The organism is Pseudomonas sp. NFPP28 (genome assembly GCF_900115535.1).
GTDB lineage: Bacteria > Pseudomonadota > Gammaproteobacteria > Pseudomonadales > Pseudomonadaceae > Aquipseudomonas > Aquipseudomonas extremorientalis.
Map to the genome: position 1 here is coordinate 274344 of NZ_FOWT01000004.1, position 13319 is coordinate 287662.

General features: G+C 59.3%; 10 protein-coding genes. 6 read left to right on the forward strand and 4 right to left on the reverse strand.

Annotated features, from left to right (window positions below):
* Nucleotides 1-133: 133 nt before the first annotated feature.
* Nucleotides 134-2584 (reverse strand): glycogen/starch/alpha-glucan phosphorylase, encoded by a 2451-nt coding sequence (locus BM110_RS12655; protein ID WP_071492413.1) that lies wholly within the window; start codon nt 2582-2584, stop codon nt 134-136.
* A 228-nt stretch (nt 2585-2812) separates the two neighbouring features.
* Between BM110_RS12655 and BM110_RS12660 the strand changes: the two genes are divergently transcribed.
* Entirely contained in the window at nt 2813-3247 is a 435-nt protein-coding gene (locus BM110_RS12660) for a YkgJ family cysteine cluster protein (protein WP_012721764.1), read from the forward strand.
* Between the two features lie 193 nt (nt 3248-3440).
* Here BM110_RS12660 and typA read toward each other — a convergent pair whose 3' ends face one another.
* Both typA and thiI read right to left on the reverse strand, forming a co-directional pair.
* Nucleotides 3441-5261, reverse strand: a complete 1821-nt coding sequence (gene typA / locus BM110_RS12665; protein ID WP_058423717.1) for a translational GTPase TypA — start codon at nt 5259-5261, stop codon at nt 3441-3443.
* Nucleotides 5262-5400: 139 nt separating this feature from the next.
* Nucleotides 5401-6855, reverse strand: a complete 1455-nt coding sequence (gene thiI / locus BM110_RS12670; RefSeq protein WP_071492415.1) for a tRNA uracil 4-sulfurtransferase ThiI — start codon at nt 6853-6855, stop codon at nt 5401-5403.
* A 334-nt stretch (nt 6856-7189) separates the two neighbouring features.
* Between thiI and glnA the strand changes: the two genes are divergently transcribed.
* Nucleotides 7190-8596: a glutamate--ammonia ligase gene (gene glnA, locus BM110_RS12680; protein ID WP_017529544.1), complete on the forward strand. Its 1407-nt coding sequence runs from the start codon at nt 7190-7192 to the stop codon at nt 8594-8596.
* A gap of 70 nt (nt 8597-8666) precedes the next feature.
* Here the strand turns inward: glnA and BM110_RS29810 are convergent, their stop codons facing one another.
* On the reverse strand, nt 8667-8789 hold the full coding sequence (locus tag BM110_RS29810; RefSeq protein ID WP_256575398.1) for a hypothetical protein: 123 nt from the start codon (nt 8787-8789) through the stop codon (nt 8667-8669).
* A 435-nt stretch (nt 8790-9224) separates the two neighbouring features.
* Between BM110_RS29810 and BM110_RS12685 the strand changes: the two genes are divergently transcribed.
* From BM110_RS12685 to ntrC, 4 genes are all read left to right on the forward strand, one after another.
* Nucleotides 9225-9761 (forward strand): chorismate mutase, encoded by a 537-nt coding sequence (locus tag BM110_RS12685; RefSeq protein WP_093513495.1) that lies wholly within the window; start codon nt 9225-9227, stop codon nt 9759-9761.
* Nucleotides 9762-9838: 77 nt separating this feature from the next.
* On the forward strand, nt 9839-10264 hold the full coding sequence (locus tag BM110_RS12690; RefSeq protein WP_092246286.1) for a cupin domain-containing protein: 426 nt from the start codon (nt 9839-9841) through the stop codon (nt 10262-10264).
* Between the two features lie 295 nt (nt 10265-10559).
* Nucleotides 10560-11645 carry a nitrogen regulation protein NR(II) gene (glnL, locus tag BM110_RS12695; RefSeq protein ID WP_056860661.1) on the forward strand — a complete coding sequence of 362 codons (1086 nt, stop codon included), beginning with the start codon at nt 10560-10562 and terminating at the stop codon, nt 11643-11645.
* Nucleotides 11642-13078: a nitrogen regulation protein NR(I) gene (gene ntrC, locus BM110_RS12700; RefSeq protein ID WP_025859464.1), complete on the forward strand. Its 1437-nt coding sequence runs from the start codon at nt 11642-11644 to the stop codon at nt 13076-13078. Before glnL ends, ntrC begins: the two co-directional genes overlap by 4 nt.
* Nucleotides 13079-13319 lie beyond the last annotated feature (241 nt).

Below are 13319 nucleotides of genomic sequence, written 5' to 3' on the forward strand. Positions count from 1 at the left end.
GCCCAGTATATCGATGCAGAACCAATGTGGGAGGGAGCTTGCGCCCGATAGCGGTGCACCAGTCGACATATCTGCAAACTGACAGGCTGCTATCGGGGGCAAGCCCCCTCCCACATTTTTGGATCAGCGATGTTTAGTCGAGGGCTTTCCAGATCTCGGTCGCGTACTCCCTGATCGTCCGGTCCGAGCTGAACCAGCCCATGCGCGCCGTATTCAGCACCGCCGAACGCCACCACGCCTTGGAATCATGCCAATGCGCCTCGACCCGCGCCTGGGCGTCCCAGTACGAATCGAAGTCGGCGCACACAAGGAATCGATCGTAGTCGATCAACCCATCGATCAACCCCACGTAGCGGCCCGGATCATCCGGCGAGAACACCCCGCCGCGGATCGCTTGCAGCACATCGTTCAACCGATGGGAGGCGGCGATGTCCGGCCCGGCGTTGAACTCCCCGGCGTGTTTGCGGGCTTCCACTTGCTGCGCGCTGAGGCCAAAGATAAACATGTGCTCGGCCCCCACGCGCTCATGCATTTCAACGTTGGCGCCGTCCATGGTGCCGATGGTCAGCGCACCATTGAGGCCGAACTTCATGTTGCTGGTGCCCGAGGCTTCGAAGCCGGCGGTAGAGATCTGCTCCGACAAGTCCGCCGCCGGAATGATGCTTTCCGCCAGGCTGACGTTGTAGTTAGGCAGGAACACCACCTTGAGCAGGCCGCGCACGGTCGGGTCGTTGTTGACGGTGCGCGCGATGTCGTTGGTCAGCTTGATGATTAACTTGGCCTGGTGGTAACTGGCCGCCGCCTTGCCCGCGAAGATCTTCACGCGCGGCACCCAGTCGGTGCCCGGTTCGGCACGGATCGCCTGGTACAGCGCCACGGTGTGCAGCAGGTTGAGCAGTTGGCGCTTGTACTCGTGGATACGCTTGACCTGCACGTCGAACATCGCCGCCGGGTTCACTGCAATGCCCAGGCGCTCGTGGATGATGTCGGCCAGTGCACGCTTACTGTGTAAACGTTGCTCGGCAAACGTCTTGCGAAATGTCTGTTTCTCGGCAAAGGGTTCAAGCTCCAGCAGTCGCTCTTCGGGCTTGTCGAGAATGTCCGGACCGAGCGCCTCCACCAGCATGGACGTGAGCTTGGGGTTGGCCTGGTACAACCAGCGGCGGAAGGTAATGCCGTTGGTCTTGTTGTTGATGCGCTCCGGGTACAGCTTGTGCAGTTCGGAGAATACGGTGCTGCGCATCAGTTGCGTGTGCAGGCCGGACACGCCGTTGACGCTGTGGGAACCGAGGAATGCCAGGTTGCCCATGCGCACACGGCGGCCGTTATCTTCTTCGATCAGTGAGACGGCGCGCAGCACATCGAAATCGTGGATGCCTTTGGCGCGCAGCGAATCGATGTGCTGGGCGTTGATCAGGTAGATGATCTGCATGTGCCGGGGCAGCATGCGTTCCATCAGGCCCACAGGCCAGGTTTCCAAGGCTTCGGGCAACAGCGTGTGGTTGGTGTAGGAAAGGGTTTCAACGGTGACGTCCCAAGCCGCTTCCCACGGAATATCGTGCAAATCCACCAACTGCCGCATCAACTCGGCCACGGCAATGGACGGGTGCGTGTCGTTGAGCTGGATCGCCGCGTGTTCGCCCAGGCTCAGCACCGAGCCGTGCATGTTCTTGTGACGGCGCAGCAGGTCCTGCAATGAAGCAGAGACAAAGAAGTATTCCTGACGCAGGCGCAGTTCCTGCCCCGCTTCGGTGCTGTCGGCTGGGTAAAGTACGCGGGAGATGCTTTCAGCCCGGGCCACTTCGGCGACAGCGCCCAAGTGGTCACCGGCGTTGAAGCGCTCCAGGTGCAAGTCTTCCACCGCACGGGCGCGCCACAGGCGCAGGGTGTTGACGCTGGCGCCACGCCAGCCGACCACCGGAGTGTCGTAGGCCACGGCCCGGACGGTTTCGTTGGGCGACCACACCTGAATCATCTTGCCGGAGGCATCCGCCAAGGTTTCGACGCTGCCGCCAAAGCCGATCGGGTAAATCACTTCGGCCCGCTCGAACTCCCACGGGTTGCCGAAATCCAGCCAACGCTCGGTCTGCTCCTGCTGCCAGCCATCGACAATCGCCTGGCGGAATAAGCCGTGCTCATAACGAATGCCATAACCATGGCCGGCAATGCCCAGGGTCGACATGCTTTCCATGAAGCACGCAGCCAGGCGGCCCAAGCCACCGTTGCCGAGCGCCGCGTCGGGCTCCAGCAGGCGAATGCGCTCCAGGTCGACACCCAGCTCGGACAACGCTTCACGCGCAATCTCCAGCACGCCAAGGTTGCTCAGACTGTCGTAGAGCAGGCGGCCGATGAGGAATTCCAGGGAAAGGTAATAAACGCGCTTCTGGCCTTTGCGGTAGATACGCCGCGTATGGTCCATCCAGTGGTCGACCATCTGGTCGCGGGCGGCCAGGGCAATGGCTTCGAACCAGTCGTGGTCGAAGGCGTGATCCGGGTCCTTGCCCACCGCGTAGGTGAGTTTGGTCAAGACGGCATCGCGGAATGCGGCTACCTCTGCTTCTCGTGCAAGTGGTTCCTGAGACATCAATTGCGACCTCGGGCGAGATAGAAGGAGTTGCTAGAGCCTAGACGGTCTGACAGGCGGTAGACGCGCTGGTTCGGCAGTTTTTTAACGCATTCACCGTTGCGTGAATTAGATGCAGGGGTCGTGCCCGATCTGCCTTTGAGCTGAAACCCAGAAAATATTGTTCAAAAAATCACCAATCCCGGTATGATCGCGCGCCCGGATACAGCCCCACCTTTTGGAACCCTGATGAAGCCTCAATTGATCGCCGCCGCGGAACTCGACCGTCTTGAAACGTGGCAGAAATATTCCGCGCATATGTGCGGTGGTTGCGTGTCCAGCTGCTGCACGCTGCCGGTCGAAGTGAAGATCAAGGACCTGATCCGCATTGGCATCGTCGATGAATTCGAGCGTGGCGACCCGCCGAAGAACATCGCCAAGCGCCTGCAGAAGGAAGGCATCGTCGAGCGCTTCAATTCCAAATCCGAGATTTTTACCCTGCAGCGCATGAGCAACAACGATTGCCTGTACCTGGATCGTAAGACGCGCTTCTGCACTATTTATGACAAGCGCCCGGATACCTGCCGCAACCACCCGAAGATCGGGCCGCGTCCGGGATATTGCGCGTACAAGCCGAAGGAAGTGGTGCGCGAGACCACGTTCAAGACCCTCGACAAGTTCTGATCAGGGTTTTGCGGGGCTTTCAAGGGCCCTATCGGGGGCAAGCCCCCTCCCACACTTGAAAGTGTTCACAGTTCAAAATGTGGGAGGGGGCTTGCCCCCGATAGGGTCGGCACAGTCACCACAAAACCTGCAGGCATAAAAAAACGCCCCCGGCCTTTCGACCGGGGGCGTTTTTCATTCAGTCTGAGTTAACTCAGTTCTTGGCTTTCTTGGCAGCGCGGGTACGCTCGCCTTCGTCCAGGATCTTCTTACGCAGGCGGATCGACTTAGGCGTGACTTCACACAGCTCGTCGTCCTGGATGAATTCCAGGGCCTGTTCCAGGGTGAAGCGAACAGGTGGAACCAGGGCGATGGTTTCGTCTTTACCCGAAGCACGCATGTTGTCGAGCTTCTTGCCTTTGGTTGGGTTGACGCCCATGTCGTTGTCACGGCTGTTCAGACCAACGATCTGACCGTTGTAGATCTCTTGACCGTGTTCAACGAACAGCTTGCCACGCGCCTGGAGGGTTTCCAGGGAGTAGGTCAGTGCCTTGCCGGTTTCTACCGAGACCAGAACACCGTTCTGACGGCCGGACATGTCGCCGGACTTCATGGTGTCGTAGCGATCGAAGATCGAGGTCAGGATGCCAGCACCGTTGGTCAGGGTCAGGAACTGGTTACGGAAACCGATCAGACCGCGAGCAGGGATGTTGTATTCCAGACGCACACGGCCTTTGCCATCCGGCACCATGTTGGTCAGGTCGCCTTTACGCAGGCCCATCTCTTCCATGACCTTGCCCTGGGATTCTTCAGGGGTGTCGATGGTGACGTTTTCGAACGGTTCCTGCTTCACGCCGTCAACTTGACGGATGATCACTTCAGGACGACCAACGCCCATTTCGAAGCCTTCGCGACGCATGGTTTCGATCAGTACCGAGAGGTGCAGCTCACCACGGCCGGAAACCTTGAACTTGTCAGCCGAGTCGCCTTCTTCAACGCGCAGTGCAACGTTGTACAGCAGCTCTTTGTCCAGACGCTCCTTGATGTTACGGGAGGTCACGAACTTGCCTTCTTTACCGCAGAAAGGCGAGTCGTTTACCTGGAAGGTCATGGAAACGGTTGGCTCGTCAACGGTCAGAGGCTTCATCGCTTCTACCGCGTCCGGGTGGCACAGGGTATCGGAGATGAACAGCGAGTCCATACCGCTGATGCACACGATGTCGCCAGCTGCAGCTTCTTCAACGTCGATGCGGTGCAGGCCGTGGTGGCCCATCAGCTTCAGGATACGACCGTTGCGCTTCTTGCCGTCGGCGCCGATAGCGACAACCGGGGTGTTCGGCTTGACGCGACCACGGGCGATACGGCCAACGCCGATAACACCCAGGAAGCTGTTGTAGTCCAGTGCCGAGATCTGCATCTGGAACGGACCGTCACGGTCAACAGCCGGCGCAGGTACGTTGTCGACGATCGACTGGTACAGCGGGGTCATGTCTTCAGCCATGTCGGTGTGGTCCAGACCGGCAATACCGTTCAGGGCCGAGGCGTAGACGACTTTGAAGTCCAGCTGTTCTTCGGTGGCACCCAGGTTGTCGAACAGGTCGAAGATCTGGTCCAGAACCCAGTCCGGACGCGCGCCTGGACGGTCAACCTTGTTGATGCACACGATCGGACGCAGGCCGGCTTCGAAGGCCTTCTTGGTCACGAAACGGGTTTGCGGCATAGGGCCGTCTTGAGCGTCAACCAGCAGCAGAACGGAGTCCACCATCGACATTACGCGTTCTACTTCGCCGCCGAAGTCGGCGTGGCCCGGGGTGTCCACGATGTTGATGTGGTAGCCGTTCCAGTTGATGGCGGTGTTTTTCGCCAGGATGGTAATACCGCGCTCTTTTTCCTGGTCGTTGGAGTCCATCACGCGCTCGTCGTTGAGCTCGTTGCGCTCCAGGGTGCCGGACTGACGCAGGAGTTTGTCTACCAGGGTGGTTTTACCATGGTCAACGTGAGCAATGATGGCGATGTTACGTAGATTTTCGATCACTTGTGTATCTCGATCAGAGGATTCGGTGTGCTGACAGGTCGTGGCAGCGATTAACAGTAGAGTCAGGCCTTGCCGTTACAGCTTGACGGCAGAGTCGGGGGGCCGGTGACGCAGGCCACAGGCAAACAGCCCCGGGCTCTTAGCTCGGTCGATAAACGCGCACATTGGCATGCCCCTCACTGAGCAAATGGTGGGCATGCAGGCGACTCATCACGCCTTTGTCGCAATACAGCAGGTACTGACGGCTGTTATCCAGTTCCTTGAAACGCGCGTTCAATGCATAGAACGGCAGCGTTTGTACGTCGATGCCGGCGATTTCCAGCGGCTCATCCTCAGCGGCATCCGGGTGACGGATGTCGATGACGATCTGGCCGGCCAGGGCTTCGCTGACTTCTTCGATCTTGATGTCCTGGCCCAGCTCGTCGATGACGCGATCGATCGGGACCAGTTTGGCGTTCTCGAGCGCACGCTCCAGAATCGCCATGTCGAATTCTTTCTCTTCATGCTCCACGCGGTGACGCTTGGCGTGGGTCTTGGGGTTCACCGAGATGACCCCGCAGTACTCGGGCATGTGCTTGGCAAAATCGGCGGTGCCGATCTGCTCTGCCAGGTCGATGATGTCCTGCTTGTGGCTGGCGATCAGTGGGCGCAGTACCAGCTTCTCGGTAACACAATCGATGATCGACAAGTTCGGCAGCGTCTGGCTCGATACCTGGGAGATCGCTTCACCGGTGACCAGCGCGTCGATCTGCAACTGGTCGGCGATCCGCGAGGCAGCGCGCAACATCATACGCTTCAATACCACGCCCATATGACTGTTATCGACTTTGCCGAGAATTTCGCCCAGCACTTCCTCGAACGGCACGCTCACAAATAGCACGCGTTGGGAGCTGCCGTACTTCTTCCAGATAAAGTGCGCAACTTCCATCACGCCCAATTCGTGTGCACGCCCGCCCAGATTAAAGAAGCAGAAGTGGCTCATGAGGCCGCGACGCATGATCTGGTAGGCCGCCACCGTGGAATCGAAACCGCCGGACATCAGTACCAGGGTCTGTTCCAGAGCGCCCAGCGGGTAGCCGCCGATGCTGTTGTGCTGGCTGTGGATCACAAACAACCGTTGGTCGCGAATTTCCATGCGCACTTCAATTTGCGGTGCTTTCAGGGAAATTCCGGCAGCGCCACACTCGCGACGCAGCTTGCTGCCGACATATTTCTCGACGTCCATGGAGCTGAAGCTGTGCTTGCCGGCACGCTTGCAGCGCACCGAAAAGATCTTGCCGGTAAGCGAGTCGCCGTAGTGCTGTTTGCACTTCTCGGTGATGTCGTCGAAGTCGCCCAGCGGGTACTCATCCACCTGCAGGAAGTGCGCGATCCCCGGCATGCAGCTCAGGCGCTCGGTCATGTCCTTCAAGGCTTTGGGCTCGGTGACACGGGTTTCCAGCTCGAGGTTGTCCCACACGCCGTTCACCACCACAGCCGGGTCCAGATCGCGGAGCACGGCACGGATGTTCTTGGCCAACTGACGGATGAAACGCGTCCGTACCGGTCGGCTTTTGATGGTGATCTCGGGGAAGACTTTAACGATTAATTTCATGGAAACAGCGCGCGCCGGGCCTGCTGAAAAAGGGGGGCGCGGATTATAGCGGAAATCGCTCAAGGTTTAACCAGTTAATATGCACAGCAGGCGCAACGCACTAAATGGGTGCACCTGCACGCCTTTGCGCTACATTGAGGTGCGCTATTTTCGGGCTTTTGTCGTAATGCACCGTTATAGGGGCGTTTTTGGAACAGAAAACCCATGTTGGCGCACTGGCATGCAATTTGCTCTCTTGTGAGGCAGGTTGCCATGGCGGAGTATCCGCGCCGGCATCACCCACATTCTAAGGGCTAACTCCACTACCCCAGCCCGAAGCCACCCGGAGGACACTATGTCGAAGTCGGTTCAACTCATCAAAGATCATGACGTTAAATGGATTGATCTGCGCTTCACGGACACCAAAGGCACTCAGCACCACGTGACCATGCCGGCTCGCGACGCGCTGGATGATGCTTTCTTCGAAGAAGGCAAAATGTTCGACGGTTCCTCCATCGCTGGCTGGAAAGGCATCGAAGCTTCCGACATGATCCTGATGCCGGACGACAGCACTGCTGTTCTCGACCCGTTCACCGAAGACCCAACCCTGATCATCGTCTGTGACGTGATCGAGCCTTCGACCATGCAAGGCTACGACCGCGACCCACGTGCGATCGCCAAGCGTGCCGAGGAATACCTGAAGTCCACCGGTATCGGCGACACCGTATTCGTAGGCCCGGAGCCAGAATTCTTCATCTTTGATTCGGTCAAGTTCAAGTCCGACATTTCCGGCTCCATGTTCAAGATCTTCTCCGAACAAGGCTCCTGGATGTCCGACCAGGACGTGGAAGGCGGCAACAAAGGCCACCGTCCAGGCGTCAAGGGAGGCTACTTCCCGGTTCCGCCATTCGACCACGACCACGAAATCCGTACCTCCATGTGCAACGCCATGGAAGAAATGGGCCTGGTCATCGAAGTGCACCACCACGAAGTGGCCACTGCCGGCCAGAACGAAATCGGTGTGAAGTTCAACACCCTGGTCGCCAAGGCTGACGAAGTACAGACCCTGAAGTACTGCGTACACAACGTGGCTGATGCCTACGGCCGTACCGCGACCTTCATGCCTAAACCACTGTACGGCGATAACGGTTCGGGTATGCACGTTCACCTGTCCATCGCCAAAGAAGGCAAGAACACCTTCGCAGGCGAAGGTTACGCCGGCCTGTCCGACACTGCCCTGTACTTCATCGGCGGCATCATCAAGCACGGTAAGGCCCTGAACGGCTTCACCAACCCGTCGACCAACTCCTACAAGCGTCTGGTCCCAGGTTTCGAAGCTCCGGTAATGCTGGCTTACTCCGCTCGCAACCGTTCCGCCTCGATCCGTATTCCTTACGTGTCCAGCCCACGTGCTCGCCGTATCGAAGCGCGCTTCCCGGACCCGGCAGCCAACCCATACCTGGCCTTCGCGGCACTGGTCATGGCCGGTCTGGACGGTATCCAGAACAAGATCCACCCTGGCGACGCCGCCGACAAAAACTTGTACGACCTGCCGCCTGAAGAGGCCAAAGAGATCCCACAAGTGTGCGGCAGCCTGAAAGAAGCCCTGGAAGAGCTGGACAAGGGCCGTGCGTTCCTGACCAAAGGCGGCGTATTCAGCGACGACTTCATCGATGCCTACATCGAGCTGAAAAGCGAAGAAGAAATCAAGGTTCGCACCTTCGTACACCCACTGGAATACGAGCTGTACTACAGCTGCTGATCCGGTAGCGCTGCTTAACGTGGCGTGACGAAAAAGACCTCCTTCGGGAGGTCTTTTTTTTGCCTGGGGTTTAGCTGGCCGGGGGATGGCGGTCGAGCATCTGGCCGACCATCTGCGTGCCCGGCGCACTCAGTTGGTGAATGGCCAGGGTTGTGGATTGGGGGTTGGCTTGAACATTTTCTACATTCCTCAAGTGAGGCCGCCTTCGCTTCGCTACTAAACGAAAGGGTGGCAGCTGCGCGCGGGTTAGTAGACCGGTGAATGTAGAAGCCCGGCGCATCCAAGGATGCCCTGCGCGCAACCACCATCAAGCACAGGCTTTAGAAACCTGATTGATGGAGAATGCACGACCTACAATTCGAATCCAGGCTACTAAACCTGATCGCTGATGAGCAGCGACCGAGCAACCTTAGAGACGACAAGCCAGCCGTACAAGCCGGCGGATTCTGGCGTAACTGCAGGCAAGCACGCAAGTTAAGGTAGCCTCTGCCTGACGCCGCTGTAGACCTGCAAACCCAATCAAAAAAGGTGGGAGGGGGCTTGCCCCCGATTGCAGTGTGTCAGCCAGCCCATCTGGCACTGACACTCCACCATCGGGGGCAAGCCCCCTCCCACGAGGAGATCTTCAATGAAACATAGACTTGTGTTCGCCCTGTTGTTCGCAAGTGCCAGTGCCAGTGCCGCGCCGCCCACCCTGGAGCCGCTGCTCAACAGCATCGCCGAACGCCTGGAGATCGCCGACCAGGTAGCCCTGAGCAAATGGGACAGCCACAAGCCGGTAGAGGACAAAAAGCGCGAACAAGAAGTGATCGCCAGCGTCGTCGCCCAGGCACCGAGCTACAAATTGGCGTCTGCCGCCGTCGAGCAGTTTTTCTCGGCGCAGATCGAGGCGAACAAACTGGTGCAGTACACCCATCTGTCAGACTGGCAGTTCCAGGGCAAGGCACCTGACGATCCACGCCCCGACCTGGTGAAACAGATCCGCCCGCAGTTGGACGAATTGCAAAAACGCCTGCTGCAGCAATTGGCTGACTTCACCCCGCAGCGCACCGATCCACAGTGCCCACAATGGCTGGCCGAAGCCGTGCATGAGCCGCTGAACGATCCGTTGCGTCAGCTGGCGATGATCCGCGCCACGGCCGAACTGTGCACTGGACCTACTTGATTTGAGGACCCGTCCTGCATCTTCACCGAGGCCGGCAGCCATAGCCTGACTGTTCATTTATCGAACAGGATGGAACCATGATCACCCTCAAGTGCTGGATTGCAGCAGCGGTGGGTTTGTCGTTGCTTGGCTGCGGCACCCACCCAAAGAACGCCGTACACATCGAAAAAGAGGTGTTGCTTGAACGCAGCGCGTCATGGGATGGCACACCTTACAAAGCCTACCCCTCAGGTCCGCCGCAACTGACGCTCATACGCCTCAAGATCCCTGCGCACACGCAATTGCCCTGGCACACTCACCCAATGCCAAATGCCGCCTACATCGTTTCGGGAGAGCTGACCGTTGAAACCCGTAAGAGCGGGCTGACGCGCACCTTGAGGCAAGGGCAAACCCTTGCCGAGATGGTAGGCATTGAGCATCGCGGTATTACCGGCAACACCCCGGTCGAGCTGCTGGTCTTTTACGCGGGCCGTCCGGGCATGCCACTTTCCGAACAACACTGATCCATCCCCCACTCCGGATCGTTTTCACCGCGCCCTGAAAACGATCCACTCGCCACTTCCTGAACAACCTTCACAAAACCGCACTATATTGGTGCGATAGGCTGCACCCTTCCCACTTGCCCAGCCCATTTTGGTTCGAAACTTCCCGTGCAAGCTGGCAGAACGCCACAGTTTCGCGCCTGAAACACCCATTTCAGGGCTTTCACGCTTCTTTTCGGAGCCTTGGTTTGGTTTTTGCATTTTCCATGTATCAGCGTGTGCCTCAAGCCCGCGCCTTGCTCCAAAAGAGGTCCTGATGACCATCAGCGATGCACTGCACCGTTTGCTACTCGACAACCTGACCACCGCGACCATCCTGCTCAATGACGACTTGCGTCTTGAGTACATGAATCCGGCGGCGGAGATGCTCCTGGCCATCAGCGGCCAGCGCAGCCATGGGCAGTTCATCAGCGAATTGTTCACCGAGTCGGCCGAAGCCCTGAGTTCGTTGCGCCAGGCGGTGGAGCAGGCACACCCGTTCACCAAACGCGAAGCGATGCTCACCGCCCTCACCGGCCAGACACTGACCGTCGACTATGCCGTGACCCCCATCCTGAGCAACGGCGCGACGTTGCTGCTGCTGGAAGTACACCCGCGCGATCGCCTGCTGCGCATCACCAAGGAGGAAGCGCAGCTGTCCAAGCAGGAAACCAGCAAGATGCTGGTGCGCGGCTTGGCCCATGAGATCAAGAACCCACTGGGCGGCATTCGCGGTGCGGCGCAGTTGCTGGCCCGTGAGCTGCCGGAGGAACACCTCAAGGACTACACCAACGTCATCATCGAGGAGGCCGATCGCCTGCGTAACCTGGTGGACCGCATGCTCGGCTCCAACAAGTTGCCGTCACTGGCGATGACCAATGTGCACGAAGTGCTCGAGCGCGTCTGCCAGTTGGTGGAAGCCGAAAGCCAGGGCTGCATCACCCTGGTGCGTGACTACGATCCGAGCATTCCCGACGTATTGATCGACCGCGAACAGATGATCCAGGCAGTGCTCAACATCGTGCGCAATGCCATGCAGGCCATCAGCAGTCAGAATGAGCTGCGCCTGGGTCGCATCAGCCTGCGCACCCGCGCCCTGCGCCAGTTCACCATCGGCCACGTGCGCCATCGCCTGGTGACCAAGGTCGAAATCATCGACAACGGCCCGGGCATTCCTGCGGAACTCCAGGAAACCATTTTCTTTCCCATGGTCAGCGGCCGCCCGGACGGTACCGGGCTGGGCCTGGCCATCACCCAGAACATCATCAGCCAGCACCAGGGTCTGATCGAATGTGAAAGCCATCCCGGCCACACCACGTTCTCGATCTTTCTGCCTCTGGAACAAGGAGCCCCATCGACATGAGCCGTAGTGAAACTGTCTGGATCGTCGATGACGACCGTTCTATCCGCTGGGTCCTCGAGAAAGCCTTGCAACAGGAAGGCATGACCACCCAGAGCTTCGACAGCGCCGACGGGGTGATGAGCCGCCTGGCGCGCCAGCAGCCCGATGTGATCATCTCCGACATCCGCATGCCCGGCGCCAGTGGCCTGGACTTGCTGGCGCGGATTCGCGAGCAGCACCCGCGCCTGCCAGTGATCATCATGACCGCGCACTCGGACCTGGACAGCGCTGTCGCGTCCTACCAGGGCGGTGCCTTTGAGTACCTGCCCAAGCCGTTCGACGTGGACGAGGCGGTGGCACTGGTCAAGCGCGCCAACCAGCACGCCCAGGAACAGCAGAACCAGGAAGCCCCACCGGCCCTGACCCGCACCCCGGAAATCATCGGCGAAGCGCCGGCGATGCAGGAAGTTTTTCGCGCCATCGGGCGCTTGAGCCACTCCAACATCACCGTGCTGATCAACGGCGAATCCGGCACCGGTAAAGAGCTTGTCGCTCATGCACTGCACCGCCACAGCCCACGGGCGGCCTCGCCGTTCATCGCGCTGAACATGGCGGCGATTCCCAAGGACTTGATGGAATCCGAGCTGTTCGGCCATGAAAAAGGCGCGTTCACCGGCGCGGCCAACCTGCGGCGCGGGCGTTTTGAACAGGCTGACGGCGGCACCTTGTTTCTCGATGAAATCGGCGACATGCCGGCCGATACCCAGACCCGCCTGCTGCGGGTGCTGGCTGACGGTGAGTTCTATCGCGTTGGCGGGCACACGCCGGTCAAGGTCGACGTACGCATCATTGCGGCAACCCACCAGAACCTGGAAACCCTGGTACACGCCGGCAAATTCCGTGAGGACTTGTTCCATCGCCTCAACGTGATCCGTATCCACATTCCACGCATGTCGGACCGTCGCGAAGACATCCCGACCCTCGCCCGTCACTTCCTCAGCCGCGCCGCCCAGGAGCTGGCCGTCGAGCCGAAACTGCTGAAAAGCGAGACCGAGGAGTACCTGAAGAACCTGCCGTGGCCGGGCAACGTGCGCCAGCTGGAGAACACCTGCCGCTGGATCACCGTGATGGCGTCCGGGCGCGAAGTGCATATCAGCGACCTGCCACCGGAGCTGCTGAGCCTGCCGCAAGACTCTGCGCCAGTAACCAACTGGGAACAGGCGCTGCGCCAGTGGGCCGACCAGGCCCTGGCACGCGGCCAGTCGAGCCTGCTGGACAGCGCCGTGCCGGCCTTTGAGCGGATCATGATCGAGACCGCCTTGAAACACACCGCCGGTCGCCGTCGCGATGCCGCCGTGTTGCTGGGCTGGGGCCGCAATACCCTGACGCGCAAGATCAAGGAACTGGGGATGAAGGTCGACGGGGGGGATGATGACGAGGGGGATGAAGCCTGAATCTCGGATCCACTCAAGACCCAATGTGGGAGAGGGCTTGCCCCCTCCCACATTTGGACCTCTACAAGGCTCCAGCACCGTGCACCGCTTCAATGCACCATGAACCGGCATCGGGCATGGATCTGGTAGCGAAAGCCAGAGCCTCACTCAATAGAACCCGCGAACCGAAAACACCAAAGCCCCGTATTCCGGGGCTTTGCGCTTTCTGGCGTAATTTTTTGGCCCATATTGCGAATTTTGG

Excerpts from the sequence above, each read along its gene's own strand:
- BM110_RS12655 (WP_071492413.1), bottom strand. The coding sequence starts at position 2,584 with ATGTCTCAGGAACCACTTGCACGAGAAGCAGAGGTAGCCGCATTCCGC.
- BM110_RS12660 (WP_012721764.1), top strand. The coding sequence starts at position 2,813 with ATGAAGCCTCAATTGATCGCCGCCGCGGAACTCGACCGTCTTGAAACG.
- thiI (WP_071492415.1), bottom strand. The coding sequence starts at position 6,855 with ATGAAATTAATCGTTAAAGTCTTCCCCGAGATCACCATCAAAAGCCGA.
- glnA (WP_017529544.1), top strand. The coding sequence starts at position 7,190 with ATGTCGAAGTCGGTTCAACTCATCAAAGATCATGACGTTAAATGGATT.
- BM110_RS12685 (WP_093513495.1), top strand. The coding sequence starts at position 9,225 with ATGAAACATAGACTTGTGTTCGCCCTGTTGTTCGCAAGTGCCAGTGCC.
- BM110_RS12690 (WP_092246286.1), top strand. The coding sequence starts at position 9,839 with ATGATCACCCTCAAGTGCTGGATTGCAGCAGCGGTGGGTTTGTCGTTG.
- glnL (WP_056860661.1), top strand. The coding sequence starts at position 10,560 with ATGACCATCAGCGATGCACTGCACCGTTTGCTACTCGACAACCTGACC.
- ntrC (WP_025859464.1), top strand. The coding sequence starts at position 11,642 with ATGAGCCGTAGTGAAACTGTCTGGATCGTCGATGACGACCGTTCTATC.